General features: G+C 39.4%; 14 protein-coding genes and 1 rRNA gene. 11 read left to right on the top strand and 4 right to left on the bottom strand.

Features of this window, described 5'->3' with window-relative positions:
• Positions 1-9: 9 nt before the first annotated feature.
• The 10 genes from rrf (at position 10) to GAB14E_RS20365 (ending at position 8,084) form a co-directional block, all read left to right on the top strand.
• Positions 10-124: ribosomal RNA gene (gene rrf, locus GAB14E_RS20320) — 5S ribosomal RNA — on the top strand.
• A gap of 845 nt (positions 125-969) precedes the next feature.
• On the top strand, positions 970-1,356 hold the full coding sequence (locus tag GAB14E_RS20325; protein WP_033080515.1) for an ATP synthase subunit I: 387 nt from the start codon (positions 970-972) through the stop codon (positions 1,354-1,356).
• Positions 1,357-1,401: 45 nt separating this feature from the next.
• The gene (gene atpB / locus GAB14E_RS20330) at positions 1,402-2,187 is read left to right on the top strand and encodes a F0F1 ATP synthase subunit A (RefSeq protein ID WP_033080514.1); all 786 of its coding nucleotides are present in this window, start codon (positions 1,402-1,404) and stop codon (positions 2,185-2,187) included.
• A gap of 168 nt (positions 2,188-2,355) precedes the next feature.
• Positions 2,356-2,592, top strand: coding sequence for a F0F1 ATP synthase subunit C (atpE, locus tag GAB14E_RS20335; RefSeq protein ID WP_011040932.1), 237 nt, complete (start codon positions 2,356-2,358; stop codon positions 2,590-2,592).
• Between the two features lie 47 nt (positions 2,593-2,639).
• Positions 2,640-3,110 carry a F0F1 ATP synthase subunit B gene (gene atpF, locus GAB14E_RS20340; RefSeq protein ID WP_033080513.1) on the top strand — a complete coding sequence of 157 codons (471 nt, stop codon included), beginning with the start codon at positions 2,640-2,642 and terminating at the stop codon, positions 3,108-3,110.
• A gap of 12 nt (positions 3,111-3,122) precedes the next feature.
• Positions 3,123-3,656: a F0F1 ATP synthase subunit delta gene (atpH, locus tag GAB14E_RS20345; RefSeq protein ID WP_033080512.1), complete on the top strand. Its 534-nt coding sequence runs from the start codon at positions 3,123-3,125 to the stop codon at positions 3,654-3,656.
• A 15-nt stretch (positions 3,657-3,671) separates the two neighbouring features.
• Positions 3,672-5,213 carry a F0F1 ATP synthase subunit alpha gene (gene atpA / locus GAB14E_RS20350; protein WP_033080511.1) on the top strand — a complete coding sequence of 514 codons (1,542 nt, stop codon included), beginning with the start codon at positions 3,672-3,674 and terminating at the stop codon, positions 5,211-5,213.
• Between the two features lie 38 nt (positions 5,214-5,251).
• Positions 5,252-6,115 carry a F0F1 ATP synthase subunit gamma gene (gene atpG / locus GAB14E_RS20355; protein WP_033080510.1) on the top strand — a complete coding sequence of 288 codons (864 nt, stop codon included), beginning with the start codon at positions 5,252-5,254 and terminating at the stop codon, positions 6,113-6,115.
• Between the two features lie 102 nt (positions 6,116-6,217).
• The gene (atpD, locus tag GAB14E_RS20360) at positions 6,218-7,603 is read left to right on the top strand and encodes a F0F1 ATP synthase subunit beta (RefSeq protein WP_033080509.1); all 1,386 of its coding nucleotides are present in this window, start codon (positions 6,218-6,220) and stop codon (positions 7,601-7,603) included.
• A gap of 58 nt (positions 7,604-7,661) precedes the next feature.
• Complete coding sequence (locus GAB14E_RS20365; protein ID WP_033080508.1) at positions 7,662-8,084, top strand: F0F1 ATP synthase subunit epsilon; 423 nt, start codon at positions 7,662-7,664, stop codon at positions 8,082-8,084.
• A 263-nt stretch (positions 8,085-8,347) separates the two neighbouring features.
• Here GAB14E_RS20365 and GAB14E_RS20370 read toward each other — a convergent pair whose 3' ends face one another.
• From GAB14E_RS20370 to GAB14E_RS20385, 4 genes are read right to left on the bottom strand one after another with little or no spacing between them, the layout of a single operon-like run.
• A complete protein-coding gene (locus tag GAB14E_RS20370; protein WP_033080507.1) occupies positions 8,348-9,316 on the bottom strand; it encodes a phosphotransferase in 969 nt (322 codons plus the stop codon).
• A 15-nt stretch (positions 9,317-9,331) separates the two neighbouring features.
• Positions 9,332-9,976 carry a nicotinamide riboside transporter PnuC gene (gene pnuC / locus GAB14E_RS20375; RefSeq protein WP_033080506.1) on the bottom strand — a complete coding sequence of 215 codons (645 nt, stop codon included), beginning with the start codon at positions 9,974-9,976 and terminating at the stop codon, positions 9,332-9,334.
• Entirely contained in the window at positions 9,976-10,242 is a 267-nt protein-coding gene (locus GAB14E_RS20380; RefSeq protein WP_033080505.1) for a hypothetical protein, read from the bottom strand. Before GAB14E_RS20380 ends, pnuC begins: the two co-directional genes overlap by 1 nt.
• A gap of 59 nt (positions 10,243-10,301) precedes the next feature.
• Positions 10,302-12,464 carry a TonB-dependent receptor gene (locus GAB14E_RS20385; RefSeq protein WP_033080504.1) on the bottom strand — a complete coding sequence of 721 codons (2,163 nt, stop codon included), beginning with the start codon at positions 12,462-12,464 and terminating at the stop codon, positions 10,302-10,304.
• Between the two features lie 614 nt (positions 12,465-13,078).
• Here GAB14E_RS20385 and GAB14E_RS20390 point away from each other — a divergent pair.
• Entirely contained in the window at positions 13,079-16,561 is a 3,483-nt protein-coding gene (locus GAB14E_RS20390) for a hybrid sensor histidine kinase/response regulator (RefSeq protein ID WP_033080503.1), read from the top strand.
• Positions 16,562-16,694: the final 133 nt, after the last annotated feature.

The following is a 16,694-nucleotide window of genomic DNA, read 5'->3' as shown; positions in this document are numbered from 1 at the left end:
CCTTTTTTGTTTAGCGACAATAGCGCTGTGGTCCCACCTGATCCCTTTCCGAACTCAGAAGTGAAACGCAGTTGCGCCGATGGTAGTGTGGGAGTTCCCATGTGAGAGTAGGACATTGCTAGACTTCTAATTTGTGCTTAGGCACTGAGAAACCCGTAGCTTGCGCTACGGGTTTTTTGCTTTCTGGGATTTGATAAAATTCAGTTCAGGCTATGGTAGTGTAACTGTTATTAAACATGCCCATGTGAGCGTAGAACATTGCTAACTTTAACTGCGATCCGTAGCTCATCCGATGTTTTTTGTCTTTGTTGGCGTTAGAAGAATTTTGAACGGGTAAAAATTCGACTAATATCGGTTAAGCACATGTGGCTGACGATATTCAAGATAGATAATTTCTAATAAAGTTCAAAACCTCAAAGGAATATATTAGAAATATTTTTATTTGGTGATTTAAATTACTCAACACTACTCTAGTAGCAATTAACTAATATGTGCATATAGATAATAGTTGCTGTAAATATAATGTTATCGAAGCAAGTAATGGTCTTGTATTAAAAGTAGCTAGAGACTGTGAGTTTGTAGAAGTGCAGATAATAGAGTGTTTAAATAATCTTATTTAACTTTAAAAAGTGATATATGAAGACGATATTGCTGGGGTCCCATAATTGTACCCTATCGTCCAATTATGAAGCCATAAAAATATTCGATGGTCATAGTGTCTTAATCAAATAAAATTGCTAATTACGCTGTTAAGGCGCTTATAAATATAACTAAGATTTAAGTCAATTTTAAATAGTATTTCATTAGTGAATATAAATTATTCGCACAAATATAGTGCGTGTAATGCCCTTATATCTTGCAAAAACGGACAAGTTAAGTATACTTGCGCAAACTTTTTAGACTTAAAGTTTTTACTTTAAAAAATCAGTGACTCATACGAATTATCTCGTATAAGAAAACTATAAAACTATGAGAAATGAACTTACAAAGCCAGGGCGGAAATTTGCCTATACTCAAATCGCTTTGATAACCGTAATTACTCTCGTTGTTTCACTGATAACATATTTTATTTGGGGATTTGAATCCGCAAAATCCGCCGCATTAGGTGGAGCTATTGGGATACTACCCAATATATTATTCGCATATAAAGCATTTAAGTTTGCTGGTGCAAGAGCGTCAAAGCAAGTCGTTGAGTCTTTCTTTAGTGGCGTAAAACTGAAAATGGCGTTAATGGCACTATTGCTTGGTTTAACAATTAAGTATGTAGTAATAAGTCCACTGGCCTTTTTTAGTATGTTTTGTTTAGTTATGGCTTTGCCGATAATAACGCCGTTTATTATCAAGCAGCAGCGGTAATTCAGATTTTTTTATTTTTTAAACTTTAATTATTGGGAAATTAATATGTCATCAGGCGCTGAGTTAACCAGCCAAGAATATATTACTCACCATCTCGCTAACTTGAAAGTAGGTGACGGTTTTATGGCCGTTCATTTAGATTCATTGGGATGGTCTGTATTCTTAGGTTTGGTCTTTTTAACGATCTTTCGTTCCGTTGCTAAAAAAGCAACCCCTGGCGTGCCAGGTAAGTTGCAATGTGCAATTGAAATGATAGTGGGTTTTGTTGATGATAGTGTTAAAAGCACCTTTCATGGCAAAAATGAATTAATTGCACCCTTAGCACTTACTATATTCGTCTGGGTTCTTCTTATGAACTCTATGGATTGGGTTCCAGTTGACCTTTTACCACACTTGATCCATTGGACTACAGGCATGCCTTTAGGTGATATCTATATGAAACCTGTTCCAACAGCAGATCCGAATATTACTTTTGGTCTTGCTTTAGGTGTTTTCATCTTAATTATCTATTACTCAATTAAAGTGAAAGGTGTAGGTGGTTTCATGAAAGAACTGACTACTCAACCTTTTGGCCATTGGTCTTTATACCCAGTGAACTTTATCCTTGAAACGGTAACTATGCTAGCTCGACCTTTATCACTAGCACTACGTTTATTCGGTAACTTATATGCAGGTGAGTTGATTTTCTTACTTATCGCAACAATTGGTTTATTCCAATTGCCAGTACACTTTTTATGGGCAGCGTTCCATTTGTTGGTAATCCCATTACAAGCGTTTATTTTCATGATGCTAACTATTGTATACCTTAGTTTAGCGCACGAAGACCACTAATTCTTCTGGAAATAATTTGAACGACGGAGGTCGACCCGTAGGGTGATGGGTAGGATACCCGCAAGACTAAATTTGTCGAAGAAGGTTATTAGGCTCAAGTGAGTAGGTAGCTTTCTTCATCAAAAAAGAAATTTTTAAAACTTTAACTTTAAACAATCGGAGATAAAAATGGAAAACTTTGGCTTAATGTATATTGCAGCGGCTTTACTAATTGGTTTAGGTGCTCTTGGTACTGCTATTGGTTTTGGTCTGTTAGGTGGTAAATTCTTAGAATCTGCTGCTCGTCAACCTGAACTAGCACCACAACTACAAGTTAAAATGTTCATCGTAGCAGGTCTAATCGATGCTATCGCTATGATCGGTGTTGCTATTGGTTTATACATCTTATTCGTTAAAATTGGTTAATTTTACCACTTTTTTTTTAAACGAATAATTGATAGGAGGTACGCACAATGGATATTAATCTGACCCTAGTTGGCCAATTAATTGCGTTTGTCGTATTTGTAATATTCTGTATGAAGTATGTATGGCCACCAATTATTGGTGCCATCGAAGAACGTCAAGCAACTATTGCTGATGGTCTTGCTGCGTCAGACCGTGCTGCTAAAGATCTTGAGCTTGCTCAAGAAAAAGCTACAGCTCAACTTAAAGAAGCTAAAGTTCAAGCTGCATCTATTGTTGATGCTGCTAAAAAACTTGAAGCAAAAATTGTTGAAGAAACAGCTGGCAAAGCACAAGCTGAGAAAGAAAGAATCTTAGCAACTGGTCATGCGGAAATTGAAACCGAACGTAACCGAGCGAGAGAAGAATTACGCAAAGAAGTTGCAATTCTTGCTATTGCCGGTGCCGAGAAAATTCTTGAGCGTTCAATTGATGGCGCTGCACACAGCGACATCTTAGATAAACTCGTCGCTGAACTTTAAGAGGAAAGAGCTATGTCTGAATTGACAACTGTCGCTCGTCCTTACGCTAAAGCAGCGTTCGATTTTGCTGTTGAAGCTAAAGCAATGGATGATTGGTTAGTCCAGTTAACATTTGCAGCTGAAGTTGCTAAAGATACAACCGTTTCTGGTTATATCTCTGGCGGTGCTTCAGTAGAGCAAGCACAAATATTGTTTTTAAATGTTTGTGGTGAACAAATAAATAGCGAATGCCAAAACTTTTTGAAAGTTATGGCACAAAACGAACGTTTGTTGGTGCTACCACAAGTTCTTGAGCAATTTATAGCATTAAAAGCTGACTTTGATCAAGAAATCTCTGTGGATGTAACCTCTGCGGTAGAAGTAACTGCAGAGCAAAAAACAACATTAAGCGCCGCGCTTGAAAAGCGCTTGGCACGTAAAGTAAAGCTTAATTGTTTTGTTGATGCGAGTATCGTTTCCGGTTTAGTAATTAAAGCTGGTGACATGGTAATAGATGGTTCTATCAAAGGTAAATTGAACCGCTTAGCAACAACACTACAATCTTAGATAAGGGAACAGAGCATGCAACTGAATTCCACTGAAATCGCTGAACTGATCAAGAATAGAATTGAACAGTTTAACGTTGTCAGCGAAGCTCGTAACGAAGGTACTATCGTTTCTGTAACAGATGGTATTATTCGTATTAATGGCCTTGCCGATGTAATGCAAGGTGAAATGATCGAACTTCCTGGTAGCCGTTTTGCTATCGCGTTAAACCTTGACCGTGATTCGGTAGGTGCGGTAGTAATGGGTCCTTACGCTGATTTAGCGGAAGGCCAAAAAGTTAAAGGTACTGGTCGTATTTTAGAAGTACCAGTAGGACGTGGTTTATTAGGCCGCGTTGTAAACACTCTTGGTGAACCAATTGATGGCAAAGGCCCAGTTGAAAATGATGGCTTCTCTCCAGTAGAAGTTGTTGCTCCAGGTGTAATCGAACGTAAATCAGTAGACCAACCAGTGCAAACTGGTATCAAGTCTATCGATTCTATGATTCCAATTGGTCGTGGCCAACGTGAATTAATCATTGGTGACCGTCAAATCGGTAAATCAGCGATTGCAATTGACGCTATCATCAACCAAAAAGACACTGGTATTAAGTGTGTATACGTTGCTATCGGTCAGAAAGCTTCAACAGTAGCGAACCTTGTTCGTAACTTAGAAGAGCATGGCGCTTTAGCAAACACTATTGTTGTTGTTGCCTCAGCTTCTGAAGCTGCAGCGCTACAATACCTAGCACCATATGCTGGTTGTTCTATGGGTGAATACTTCCGTGACCGCGGTGAAGATGCACTAATCGTATATGATGATTTGTCTAAGCAAGCAGTTGCTTACCGTCAAATTTCTTTACTTTTACGTCGTCCGCCAGGCCGTGAAGCCTACCCAGGTGATGTATTCTACCTTCATAGTAGATTATTAGAACGTGCTGCTCGTGTAAACGAAGCATACGTTGAAAAATTCACTAACGGTGAAGTAAAAGGTAAAACAGGTTCATTAACTGCATTACCAATTATTGAAACGCAAGCGGGTGATGTATCTGCTTTCGTACCAACAAACGTAATCTCAATTACCGATGGTCAGATTTTCTTAGAATCTAACCTATTTAACTCAGGCATCCGTCCTGCAGTTAACGCTGGTATTTCAGTATCTCGTGTTGGTGGTGCTGCGCAAACGAAGATCATCAAAAAACTTGGTGGCGGTATTCGTTTAGCTCTAGCTCAATATGCTGAATTAGCAGCATTTGCTCAATTTGCATCTGATTTAGATGACGCAACTCGTGCTCAATTAGAACATGGTCAACGCGTTACTGAATTGATGAAGCAAAAGCAATACAGCCCATTGTCAATCGCTGAAACAGCAGTGTCATTATTTGCCGCAGAAAAAGGCTATTTAACTGACGTTGCTATCAACAAAATTGTTGATTGTGAAGCGGCTTTACATACTTATGTAAACAATGAGCATGCTGAGTTGATGGCTACTATCAACGAAAAGGGTGATTACAGTAAAGATATTGAAGCAGGTTTGAACAAAGCACTTGAGTTATTCAAGTCAACTCAATCTTGGTAATCGAGTCTTTAATTAAGTAACGTTTTCGGAGAAGAGTCATGGCCGTTGGTAAAGAAATAAAAACCAAGATTGCGAGTGTTAAAGGCACTCAAAAGATCACAAGCGCTATGGAAATGGTTGCCGCTAGTAAAATGCGCAAAGCGCAAGATGGCATGGCAGCCTCTCGTCCATATGCGACAAATATACGAAATGTGATCGGTCATATCGCGCTTGGTAACTTAGAATATCGTCATCCTTATATGGAAGAACGTGAAGCTAAGCGTGTTGGCTACATTGTTGTCTCAAGTGATCGTGGTTTGTGTGGTGGCTTAAATATTAATTTATTTAAGAAAGTACTTGCTGATGCTGCTGAAAAGCAAGCATCAGGCGCTGAAGTTGAATTTGCTGTAATAGGCTCTAAAGCCGCATCATTCTTCAACAATATGGGCGCTAAAGTATCTGCACAGATATCGGGTTTAGGCGATGCTCCTTCACTAACTGACTTAGTTGGTAGTGTTGCAGTAATGCTTAAAGCTTATGATAACGGTGAAATTGATAGGTTATACGTTGTGTTTAACAAATTTGTTAACACTATGACGCAAGAGCCGACAATTGATCAATTGTTACCTCTACCTAAATCAGATGACAAAGCAATTAGTCATCGTTGGGATTATATCTACGAACCTGATGCTAACTCATTGTTAGATCAATTATTAGTTCGTTATATTGAATCCCAAGTATACCAAGGTGTTGTTGAAAATATTGCTTGTGAACAAGCATCTCGTATGGTTTCAATGAAGGCCGCAACAGATAATGCGGGCGATTTAATCGACGATCTTCAATTGGTATACAACAAAGCGCGTCAAGCGGCAATCACTCAAGAATTGGGTGAGATTGTTGCTGGTGCAGCTGCGGTAGGGTAAACAGAATAGTTCGGTAACGAAGTAATCTGATAACAATTTTCGTAATTTAACGAAAAGTTAGCTAAAGCGAAGCTTAGCTAACTTAAATTAAGAGGAATAAACATGAGTACAGGTAAAGTCGTCCAAATAATTGGCGCAGTTGTGGATGTTGAATTTCCACAAGATGCCGTACCTCAGGTATATGACGCAGTAAAAGTAACTGAAGGTGACCTTGAAGGTTTAGTACTTGAAGTTCAACAGCAGCTTGGTGGCGGCGTTGTACGTACTATCGCAATGGGTTCTTCAGACGGTTTGCGTCGTGGACTGAATGTAGAAAATACAGGTCAAGGTATCCAAGTACCTGTTGGTGTTGAGACTTTAGGTCGCATCATGAACGTACTTGGTGAGCCAATTGATGAAGCTGGCCCTATCGGCGAAAAAGACCGTTGGTCAATTCACCGTGAAGCACCTGCTTATGCTGAACAATCAATGTCTAACGAATTGTTAGAAACTGGTATCAAAGTAATCGATTTAGTTTGTCCATTCGCTAAGGGTGGTAAAGTTGGTCTTTTCGGTGGTGCTGGTGTTGGTAAAACAGTAAACATGATGGAACTTATCCGTAACATCGCTATTGAACATAGTGGGTACTCAGTATTCGCTGGTGTTGGTGAGCGTACACGTGAAGGTAACGATTTCTATCACGAAATGAACGATTCTAACGTACTTGATAAAGTATCATTAGTTTACGGTCAAATGAACGAGCCTCCAGGAAACCGTTTACGTGTTGCCTTTACTGGTTTAACTATGGCTGAAAAATTCCGTGATGAAGGTCGTGACGTATTATTCTTCGTAGATAACATTTACCGCTATACTCTTGCAGGTACTGAAGTATCAGCATTACTTGGTCGTATGCCATCAGCGGTTGGTTACCAACCAACACTTGCTGAAGAAATGGGTATATTACAAGAGCGTATTACTTCAACGAACAAAGGTTCAATCACTTCAATCCAAGCGGTATACGTACCAGCAGATGATTTGACAGATCCAAGCCCTGCAACTACTTTTGCTCATTTAGACGCAACAGTTGTACTAAGTCGTGATATTGCTTCGCAAGGCATTTACCCTGCGATTGACCCATTAGATTCATCTTCACGTCAACTAGATCCATTAGTAGTTGGTACTGAACATTATGAAACTGCTCGTGGTGTACAAACAGTATTACAACGTTACAAAGAACTTAAAGATATCATCGCCATCTTAGGTATGGATGAGTTATCTGAAGAAGATAAGCAAACTGTATTCCGTGCACGTAAAATACAGCGTTACTTATCTCAGCCGTTCTTCGTTGCTGAAGTATTTACTGGTTCGCCAGGTAAATATGTATCATTAAAAGACACCATTGCTGGCTTTAAAGGCATTTTAGCTGGTGAATACGATGATATGCCTGAGCAAGCGTTCTACATGGTTGGTGGTATCGAAGAAGCTATCGAGAAAGCTGCTAAGATGTAATCAACTAGTAAGCATTTATGCTTTGTGTAAGTGCTTACAGTAATAGAGGTCGACTCAAATGGCATTATTTACTGTAAATCTAAATGTTGTTAGTGCAGAAGAAAGCTTATTTTCTGGTAGCATTAAATCATTACAGATCACAGGTAGTGAAGGTGAGCTAGGTATTATGCCTGGTCATGCACCTTTATTGACCTCACTAAAACCTGGTATGGCATTAATCACCAAAGAAGATGGTACTGAAGAAGTAATCTATCTTTCTGGTGGTATGTTAGAAGTTCAACCAAATAACGTTATCGTATTAGCAGATGTTGCTACACGTGCTGCGGACTTGGATGAGCAAGCGGCTCTTGAAGCGAAACAACGTGCAGAAGCAAACATGAACGCCAATGGTGTTGATGTTGACTATGCAGCTGTTTCTGTTGAATTAGCTCGTGCGGAAGCGCAATTACGCGTTATCCAAGCGACTAGCAAGAAAGCATAATAATTAGCTACTTTAGTAACTAGTTATACCTTTAGGTTTAGTGATTTCTGACTTTAACTTTTCTTACCTTACCTTTAATAAGAGAAGAGAAGAGAAGTAAATAGAGTTAAGAAGTGAACATAGAATCAGAATTAGAAAAGCCGCTTTACTCTTTTAGTAAAGCGGCTTTTTTGTGTCTGGTAAGTTATTTAGTTTGCGTATGAAAATTAGGAAGAGATAAAAAGAAACTATACGTTCAGTAAATTCGATATTAGCTAATAATTTTATCTTCTTTCATCCACACCGCCATTGATTATCGACATTAATTTTGGAACAGCAATGGCGTGTTCATTAGTAAAAATGTCGAATGCGGACCACTGCTCAATACCTAAGGCATACATTGGGTTGTCAGGCTCAAGCGGATCTATATTATCAAAGTACCATAAGCCATTTATATAAAGGCTATAAAGAATATAGTAGTTTAATAAGTTCCTATTTGGTCGGTAACCGGGAACTAAACTCATATATTCAGCCACAATTTTAGTGATATATTGGTCAGCAATATTGTTGACAGCGATAAACATAGCTAAGTCGAATTCCTCTGGCGCTACATGAGCACATTCAAAATCTATTAACCAAGGCCTTTGGCCATCATCTAGCAATATATTTGTTAAGTTCAAGTCACCGTGACAAATTACGTTAGAGCTCGTTGAATCCAAAATTAGACTGTTAATACTGGCTGACAGTGACTTGGTCACTTTGTCTAAGGTACAACTGTGTGAAATCAGAAAGGGAGCTGGTTTCGTCAATAAGCGCTTAACCGAACAAGTAGGAATTAGTAACGGAATAGGATACTTTGCAAGTTCCAGTGGAAATTGGTGTAACTCTGCCATCATGTTAAGTGCAATTGAAATTTTTCTATCATTGTTGAGCTTTGTATCGGTAAGCGTGAGTCCGCTAATAAAGTCAGTCACTAACCAGTGTTGATCATGATAAATGACCTGCGGGCTTAACTGTTGCTCAATACGTTGCTCTGAAACATCTTTGATATTTAAACCCGCATAAAGCAGTGCACAAGATATTTCTGTACTCGCTGTTTCTTCATTAAGCTTTTTGGCAAAAAACACCTGTGTAGCGGTGGTAACCTTGAGTGCTGTCTGGCTCAAGCCATTAGCTAATAAACTAATGGCTCGTACCTCGGTAAAACAGGGTAGAGATTTAAGTGAGTTAATGACATCAATAGGAATAAGCATATGATGAGGATGGCCTTAATTACTTTCTACTGGCTGTAAATCAATTGCCGACTGCTTATAGGATTTTAGCCACTTGATATAACCGTAACCGGCAACTATAACAAAGATTATGAACAACACTGTCGTTGGTATTAAGCCTTTTTCTATATATAAATAGATAGAAATTAAGTCTATAACAATCCAGTAGAGCCAGTTTTCTAATACCTTTTGAGTAATCAAATAAGTAGCGAATACAGCATAAACTGTAGTAAAGCTATCGAGGTAGGCAAAATCTGCGGGGGTATAAGTAGCCATCAAATAACCTAAAATCGTCGCAATTACCGCTAAAACTAGGCAAGCTTTTACATGCCAACTTAGCCCCCAGCTTACGATTGCTAGCTCAACCTTTTTATTGGCGCTATTGTTGATATTTTTAGACCATTGCCAGTATCCATACACAGCCATAAATAAGTAATAAGCGTTTAAGGCGCTGTCCATTAACAGCAAGACATCATAAAAAATGTAAGTATATAACGCGGTACTAATAAAAGCAGCTGGCCAGCACCATAAAGAGCCTCTTGCAGCTAAAATGACATAGGCAAGGGAAAGTAACATAGCGGTCAGCTCAAGCCAAGGCAGGTGCTGGAAGGCGGCTATAACACGGGTATATATATCAAACATTAACTTTCCGCTTCTACTTGTGAACGATCACCATTAATAAATTTACAAACAAAAACCGCCGCCCCTGTGGTTTGATGCACGTGTTTTATCTCAGCCATAACATGGCTGACTGCTAGATCGTAATCACCAAATACTTGGGTACTCATGCCGTTAGTTATCACTTGTAAACCTTCAACAGTTCTAAGCCTTTTGATAAATGCCCAAATTTCAGTTTTGTACTGCTCTTCTGCTAATGGATATAAGCTAAGTTCGATAGAAATTTTCATAGGTAACCTTTATAAGTGTATGAGAGGGATGGATATCCCCCTAATACAAGTCATGCTAATTAAAATTGATAATCTAAGCTAGCACCAAAAACTAATGGCTCAGATAGTTGGGTATATTGCTTGGCAGTATAACTATCGCGAGGATCATTACCAAAATAAAACCCACGGTTAGCATATTTTTCATCGGTAAGGTTTCGGCCCCAAAGCTTCACTTGCCAATTATCTTGTACGTAAGCAATGGAAGCATTGAGTAATGCTACTGATTCAGATTGTTCATCATGGCTATCGGAGAAATAGAAACTATCTTTACCGTCAACAGATAAGTTAATTAACCAGTTTTCAGTAGGTAGGATGTTGATCCCGACATTAAATTGATAATTTGGCGCATGAGCTTGTTCACGACCATCTAAAGATTCACCTTCAGCATTAATAAAATCATCAAATTCAGTTTCAAGTAATCCAAATGAACCGTAAACGTTAACAAAGTCATTTAAGTCAAAAGCCGCTTCAACTTCAATACCGTAGTTAGTGCCAGTAGCCGCATTACCTAAATAGCTAATGAATTCAGAACTACCATCTTCACGTTCTATGGTTTTAGAGCTGCTCACCTGTACATCTTCGCGATCCATATAAAACACAGAGCTGCGTACATAAACACTATTATCGAGTAAAGAAACTTTATAACCTAATTCATAGTTCAGTAAATACTCAGGATCAAAAGTACGTAAATTCTCAGGTAAAGTACCGTCGGTATTATGCCCACCGGCTTTATAGCCTCGGTTGATTGAGGCGTACCACAAGCTATCTTGATTTTTTTGGTAACTAAGTACTAACTTACCACCAACCATAGTATCGTCAATACTGTCATCAAATTGATCAGAATTGTTATAGTCGGCACTGTAATTTTCAATACGCAAACCAGAAATTAATGACCAGCGCTCGCTCAATTGAGTATCTAATTGCCCATAAACCGCGACACTAGTACGTTCATTCGTCGAGGTGAAATCACCATCGGCATAAGTATATTGGCGCAAAAGATCTTCGTCGCCTTGCTTGAAGTAAGCACCCGCAACCCAAGCGGTGCTGCCATTAAAAATTTCTTGGCCTTGCTTAGATATTGCACGTAATTCTGAGGTTAGTACGGCTTTATCGCGGTAATAATGATCGGTGGATGAGTAACCATCAAAATTAGCTAAACAACCGGTTGGGGTAATACATGGATCGGGAGTATAAACAGGTTTATTACTAATCCATTCATATTCACCATAGGCCCAATCTTCATCATAGCCATAAGCTAAATCAGAATCGGAGCTACTAATAATGGCTAATACTGTGGCACTTTCAAAACCTTGGAAGGTAAACTTTGCCGAGAAAGCGGCAGTTTCTTGTTGGTCAAAACCAGGCTCATCAGAATAGGTTTCTCGGGTGTTATCTAATGAGTAGGCATCATAACCATTATCAAAATCAAAATAGAAACCAGCAATATCAATGGTAAGGTCGTTACTCGCTTCAATAGTTAACTTGCCACGGATAGTTAATTCATCACGGTTGTTAGTGTCATCGCGCTGCAAATGCACATTTTCCATATAACCATCACTGTTACTTTGATTAACAGCTAAGCGGTAATTTACTGAATCGCTAGCAGGACCCGATAAGGCTACACCTAAATCATAAGTATTATAATTGCCAACACCCAGTTGTATGGCACCTTCAAAGTCTTCGCTTGGCTCATTGGTGGTAATATTAATCATACCGGCGATAGCATTAGCGCCAAAACGGGTACCTTGTGGGCCACGAAATACCTCCGCTTGTTTAACATCAAATAATGAAGCAACACTACCGATCCCAGTAAAATCAACTTCATCAATAATCATACCTACTGATGGGTTAATCGGCTCTTTAAATTGACTGCGCTCACCAATACCACGGATTTGATAATAACGTGCTCGTTGTGAGCCACTGGCAAAGTTAACATTAGGGCTAATCGCAATTAACTCTTCAAGGTGCCTAGCGTTACGCTGTTTAATTTCAACTTCGGTTAAAACCGACATTGAGACGGGAGCCTTTTGCAGACTTTGCTGGCGAAAATCACTGGTAACTGTGATGGTTTCAACATTGTCATTGTTGTTCGTGTCATTACTCGCTTGCTCTTCAGCGAAGGCGGTAACGTTAAAGATACTGGCAGTGATAGCTAAACAAATAGCTGATTTAGGGAAGGTCATTAAAAATCTCATCAACAAAAATAAAAGTAGGGGGAGTGCAATGAGGATGAATTTGAAGAATGTTATACCAATTTATTGCTCAACTTAGCGTTAATGCACTTGGTATTAATTTTATCTATAACCATCCCTTGCCAAAAAATTAGTAACGATAACTTTTTGCCCAGGTTCAAAGAGTATATATCTCAGCGACTAATCACTTTAAAAAACTAAATGACAGCGCACCCCTTGGTCTAATACCAATCGGCATAAAGAAGTAAACTCGCCCTTCGGGAACGTAATAGCACCATGATAACGAAACAAAAGTTTATTGATGTAGAATGACTATATCTTCAAAACTTCTATTTGTTCTAATGTCGCTCATACCGTTCTAAGTGATTACTTCTTTATACGGAATGGTATACGAATATTCTAACAAATAATTACATACTAATCCTTTTATTAAGTTCCCTATTAGGGAAAGTAGCAACTAATCTGGATAATAACGATTGCTTACTAGCTTGCTGCTCTAAAGCCTTTTAAATTCCTAGTGAATGCTGCATTATTATGTGGAACGGATAGTTTGATGAATCCACACGGTGGTAACTTTCTCATAAAAATAATAGTAGCGAGTGTTTATGTTTCCTAATTGGCAATTAGTACTGTTGAGTCTGGCTTATATAGGTTTGTTATTTTTAATTGCTTTTTTAGGTGATAAATACCGACATCAGCTGGCGAAAAAAGGCCAGAGTATTATTTATGCGCTGACGCTAGGTGTTTATTGCACCTCATGGAGTTTTTTGGGCACTACTGGGCAAGCATCAACTAGTTTACTGTCTCATTTACCCATATACCTCGGGCCCATCCTACTATTCTTTTTTGCTTGGCCCTTTATCCAGCGTATTATTCGTGTCAGTTTAAAGCTACATTTAACCTCTATTGCTGACTTACTAGCGGCGCGTTTTGGTAAGTCACATAACCTCGCCATTATGGTTACCATAGTTGCCCTCGTTGGCACCATGCCTTATATCGCACTGCAGCTTAAAGCCATGGTGTATTCTTTTCAGCAATTACAAATAGATCAAAGTTTCACCAGTTGGCACATTGGTTTAGTCGTCAGTCTAGTTTTAGCTGTATTTACGATATTATTTGGTATTCGGCATATTGATGTTACCGAACGCCACCCTGGGGTGATGCTGGCGATAGCTTTTGAGTCGTTGGTGAAGTTATTTGCCTTTTTAGCTGTGGGTATTTTTGTTTGTTTTGTTTTGTATGATTCGCCAGCAGATATTTGGCGACAAGCCGATGCCAATGTTTTACTTGAGCAACAACTAACCGTCGATAACGTCACTTCTATGTTTGCCATGCTGGTGATTGTTATGGCGGCGTTTTTATCCTTGCCGCGTCAATTTCAGGTCATGGTTGTGGAGCTGAAAGATCAAAAAGATACCTGGCTTAGCCGCCGAGTCTTTCCATTGTACTTATTAATATTCGCTTTCTTCGCCGTTCCGATGGGCTTGGCGGGGCAAATGTTACTGGGCAATACGGTTCCCTCCGATACTTACGTGCTGTTTTTACCCGATGTTACTGAGCAGATTTGGCTAACCTTATTTGCTTTTTTAGGTGCAGTATCTGCAGCAAGTTCTATGGTTATTATCTCTGCGATTGCCTTAAGTACCATGCTCAGTAATGAAATCGTTTTTCCGTTGCTTTATCGTCGACAAAAAGTCGCGCAAACAGATTATGATAACTTTCGAAAACGTCTGCTTAATATACGTAAATTTCTGGCTTTGTTCGTTATCATGCTGGGTTATGGGGTTTTTATCATGGCCTCGCCCGATACACTCTCTTCATTAGGAGAGGTAGCTTTTGGTGCATTTGCCCAATTAACTCCGGCACTAATCGCAGCATTTTATTGGCGCCGAGCAAGTTTGGTGGGCGTTTATGCGGGCATATTGGTCGGTTTTATCCTCTGGCTTACCTTGAACTTTTTACCGCAATTTGGTCTATATGCATCACCCTTTGCTGAAGGCTTTTTACCGGTGAAAACTACCGCGACGCTGTTTAGTTTAGGCGCCAATATCATAGTGATGTGGGCGTTATCACAAATCAGCCGGCAGAGTGTGCAAGAGCGGGTACAAGCTTCACTATTTCTTGAGTGGCAGTCACCTAAGTTATTAAAAGTCGAGAAAAAACGACAACTTGATGTGCGAGAATTAGAGTTATTAGCTTCACGCTTTGTTGGCCTTGACAAAGCACAAGCTAACTTTGCTCACTTTTTATCGTCTCATGATAAAAAGCAGCTAGGTAATGTTACGTATAACCAGCAGTTGCTACAGCACACAGAAAATACCTTAGCGACTGTTATGGGATCTTCTTCTGCTCGATTAGTACTTTCTTCGGCACTAGACGGTCGAGATATTGCCCTTGATGAGCTGGCGGTATTAGTTGAAGAGGCATCGAGTCAAAAGCAGCAGTTTTCGCAAGATTTACTGCAAAGTGCTATTGAAAATGCCAGTGAAGGTATTTCGATTGTCGATGACAAGTTATGTTTAGTGGCTTGGAATAAAAAATATTTAGACTTATTCGAATATCCCACCGAGTTAGTTTATATGGGCAGTCCTATCTCTGGTCTTATTCGTCATAACGTGCAACGCGGTTTGTGTGGGATTGGCGATATCGAGTTACAAGTGAATCGGCGCTTAGACTTCTTGCGTAAAGGCAGTCCACATAGCTCAGAACGTCAACAAGCTAGTGGTCAAACCATTCGTATTGAAGGAAACCCTCTGCCAGGAGGCGGTTTTGTTATGTTATTTTCTGATATCACCGCCTACCGACAAGCAGAGCAAGTACTTAAAGAAGCAAATCTTGATCTTGAAACCCGTGTTTATGAACGTACGCTCACTTTAGCTAAAACTAATGAAGCTTTGGCAAAGGCCCATGAAAAAGCAGAGCAAGCACATTTGAAAAAAAGCCAATATCTAAAAGCTTGTAGTCATGACTTAATGCAGCCTCTTGAAGCTGCAAGGTTATTCACCTCAGCGTTATCTGAGCAAAGTAACTTAACCAAAGTTCAGAAAAGGCAAGTTGAGAATATCGACCGGTCTTTAAAAGCAGCCAATGACTTATTAGCAGACTTAGCTGAAATCGCCCGTTTAGAAAGTGGCAATATTAAAGCTAACATTCACGTGTTCGCCCTCAATGATTTGTTTGAAGATTTGGCGCAAGAATTTGCCGCCCTTGCTATTGAGCAGTCGGTCGAGTTTCGCCTAGTTGCAAGTAAGGTGTGGATTAAATCTGACCGGTACTTATTAAGGCGCATAATCCAAAACCTTGTTGGTAATGCCTTTAGGTATGCTAGTCCGGGTAAAGTGTTATTAGGTGCTCGAGTTTTTAACAAGCAGGTCATTATTCAAATATTAGATAATGGCCCAGGTATTCCGGTTGAAAAGCAGTTGCTTGTTTTTGAACAATTTACTCAGCTTAACACCGCTAATAATTACGCAGGGAGAGGCTTGGGTTTAGGATTAAATATCACTCAGAGTCTGGCTGAGTTATTAGGGCATACTTTAAGTTTGCAATCAAAAACGATGCAGGGTTGTAAATTTTCTGTGCAAGTAGAGCAAGCAGAAGCTGTCGAGCAAAGTAGAAGTCTTGCTAATCCGGGCTTTAATGTCGCTCTTAAAGATATCACCGTATTATGCATAGATAATGATCCTGATGTGCTCAGTGGCATGGTTGAGCTACTTTCAGCATGGCAATGTAATATCTTAGCGGCGGACTCCCGAGAAACAGCGTTGGCAGAATTCGCTAATCACAGTAATGAAATTGATATATTGTTAGTTGATTATCAGTTGGGTTACCGAATCGATAGCCAAGCTGACGATCCACAAGGAAAACAAGTCGATGGGCTAACCTTGATTAAGGATATACGTAGCCAGTGTCATCATTCATTACCCGCTATATTAATCACGGCGACTACAGAAGTAGGCATTGAAGAAAAAGCTAAAAGTTACGATGTTGGTTATATGCGTAAACTAGTGAAACCAGCAGCTTTAAGAGCAATGATGAGTGCTATGTTGGCGAAAAAACTGCAAGCGGACTATGTGGGGTACAGCTAATTTAATGTAGAAAATGAGTTCATACCCCTAGTATTTTTAAAGCGTTGAATAGTAGGTGCTTACAAAGCTGTTACATATTATGTAACAGCTTTTTTAATGCGTCGAAACTAGGCATTGTGGTATATGTTAGAGA

This window comes from Colwellia psychrerythraea (genome assembly GCF_000764185.1).
GTDB lineage: Bacteria > Pseudomonadota > Gammaproteobacteria > Enterobacterales > Alteromonadaceae > Colwellia > Colwellia psychrerythraea_B.
This window is presented reverse-complemented; position numbering and strand designations above follow the sequence as displayed.

Excerpts from the sequence above, each read along its gene's own strand:
- GAB14E_RS20325 (WP_033080515.1), top strand. The coding sequence starts at position 970 with ATGAGAAATGAACTTACAAAGCCAGGGCGGAAATTTGCCTATACTCAA.
- atpB (WP_033080514.1), top strand. The coding sequence starts at position 1,402 with ATGTCATCAGGCGCTGAGTTAACCAGCCAAGAATATATTACTCACCAT.
- atpE (WP_011040932.1), top strand. The coding sequence starts at position 2,356 with ATGGAAAACTTTGGCTTAATGTATATTGCAGCGGCTTTACTAATTGGT.
- atpF (WP_033080513.1), top strand. The coding sequence starts at position 2,640 with ATGGATATTAATCTGACCCTAGTTGGCCAATTAATTGCGTTTGTCGTA.
- atpH (WP_033080512.1), top strand. The coding sequence starts at position 3,123 with ATGTCTGAATTGACAACTGTCGCTCGTCCTTACGCTAAAGCAGCGTTC.
- atpA (WP_033080511.1), top strand. The coding sequence starts at position 3,672 with ATGCAACTGAATTCCACTGAAATCGCTGAACTGATCAAGAATAGAATT.
- atpG (WP_033080510.1), top strand. The coding sequence starts at position 5,252 with ATGGCCGTTGGTAAAGAAATAAAAACCAAGATTGCGAGTGTTAAAGGC.
- atpD (WP_033080509.1), top strand. The coding sequence starts at position 6,218 with ATGAGTACAGGTAAAGTCGTCCAAATAATTGGCGCAGTTGTGGATGTT.
- GAB14E_RS20365 (WP_033080508.1), top strand. The coding sequence starts at position 7,662 with ATGGCATTATTTACTGTAAATCTAAATGTTGTTAGTGCAGAAGAAAGC.
- GAB14E_RS20370 (WP_033080507.1), bottom strand. The coding sequence starts at position 9,316 with ATGCTTATTCCTATTGATGTCATTAACTCACTTAAATCTCTACCCTGT.
- pnuC (WP_033080506.1), bottom strand. The coding sequence starts at position 9,976 with ATGTTTGATATATATACCCGTGTTATAGCCGCCTTCCAGCACCTGCCT.
- GAB14E_RS20380 (WP_033080505.1), bottom strand. The coding sequence starts at position 10,242 with ATGAAAATTTCTATCGAACTTAGCTTATATCCATTAGCAGAAGAGCAG.
- GAB14E_RS20385 (WP_033080504.1), bottom strand. The coding sequence starts at position 12,464 with ATGACCTTCCCTAAATCAGCTATTTGTTTAGCTATCACTGCCAGTATC.
- GAB14E_RS20390 (WP_033080503.1), top strand. The coding sequence starts at position 13,079 with ATGTTTCCTAATTGGCAATTAGTACTGTTGAGTCTGGCTTATATAGGT.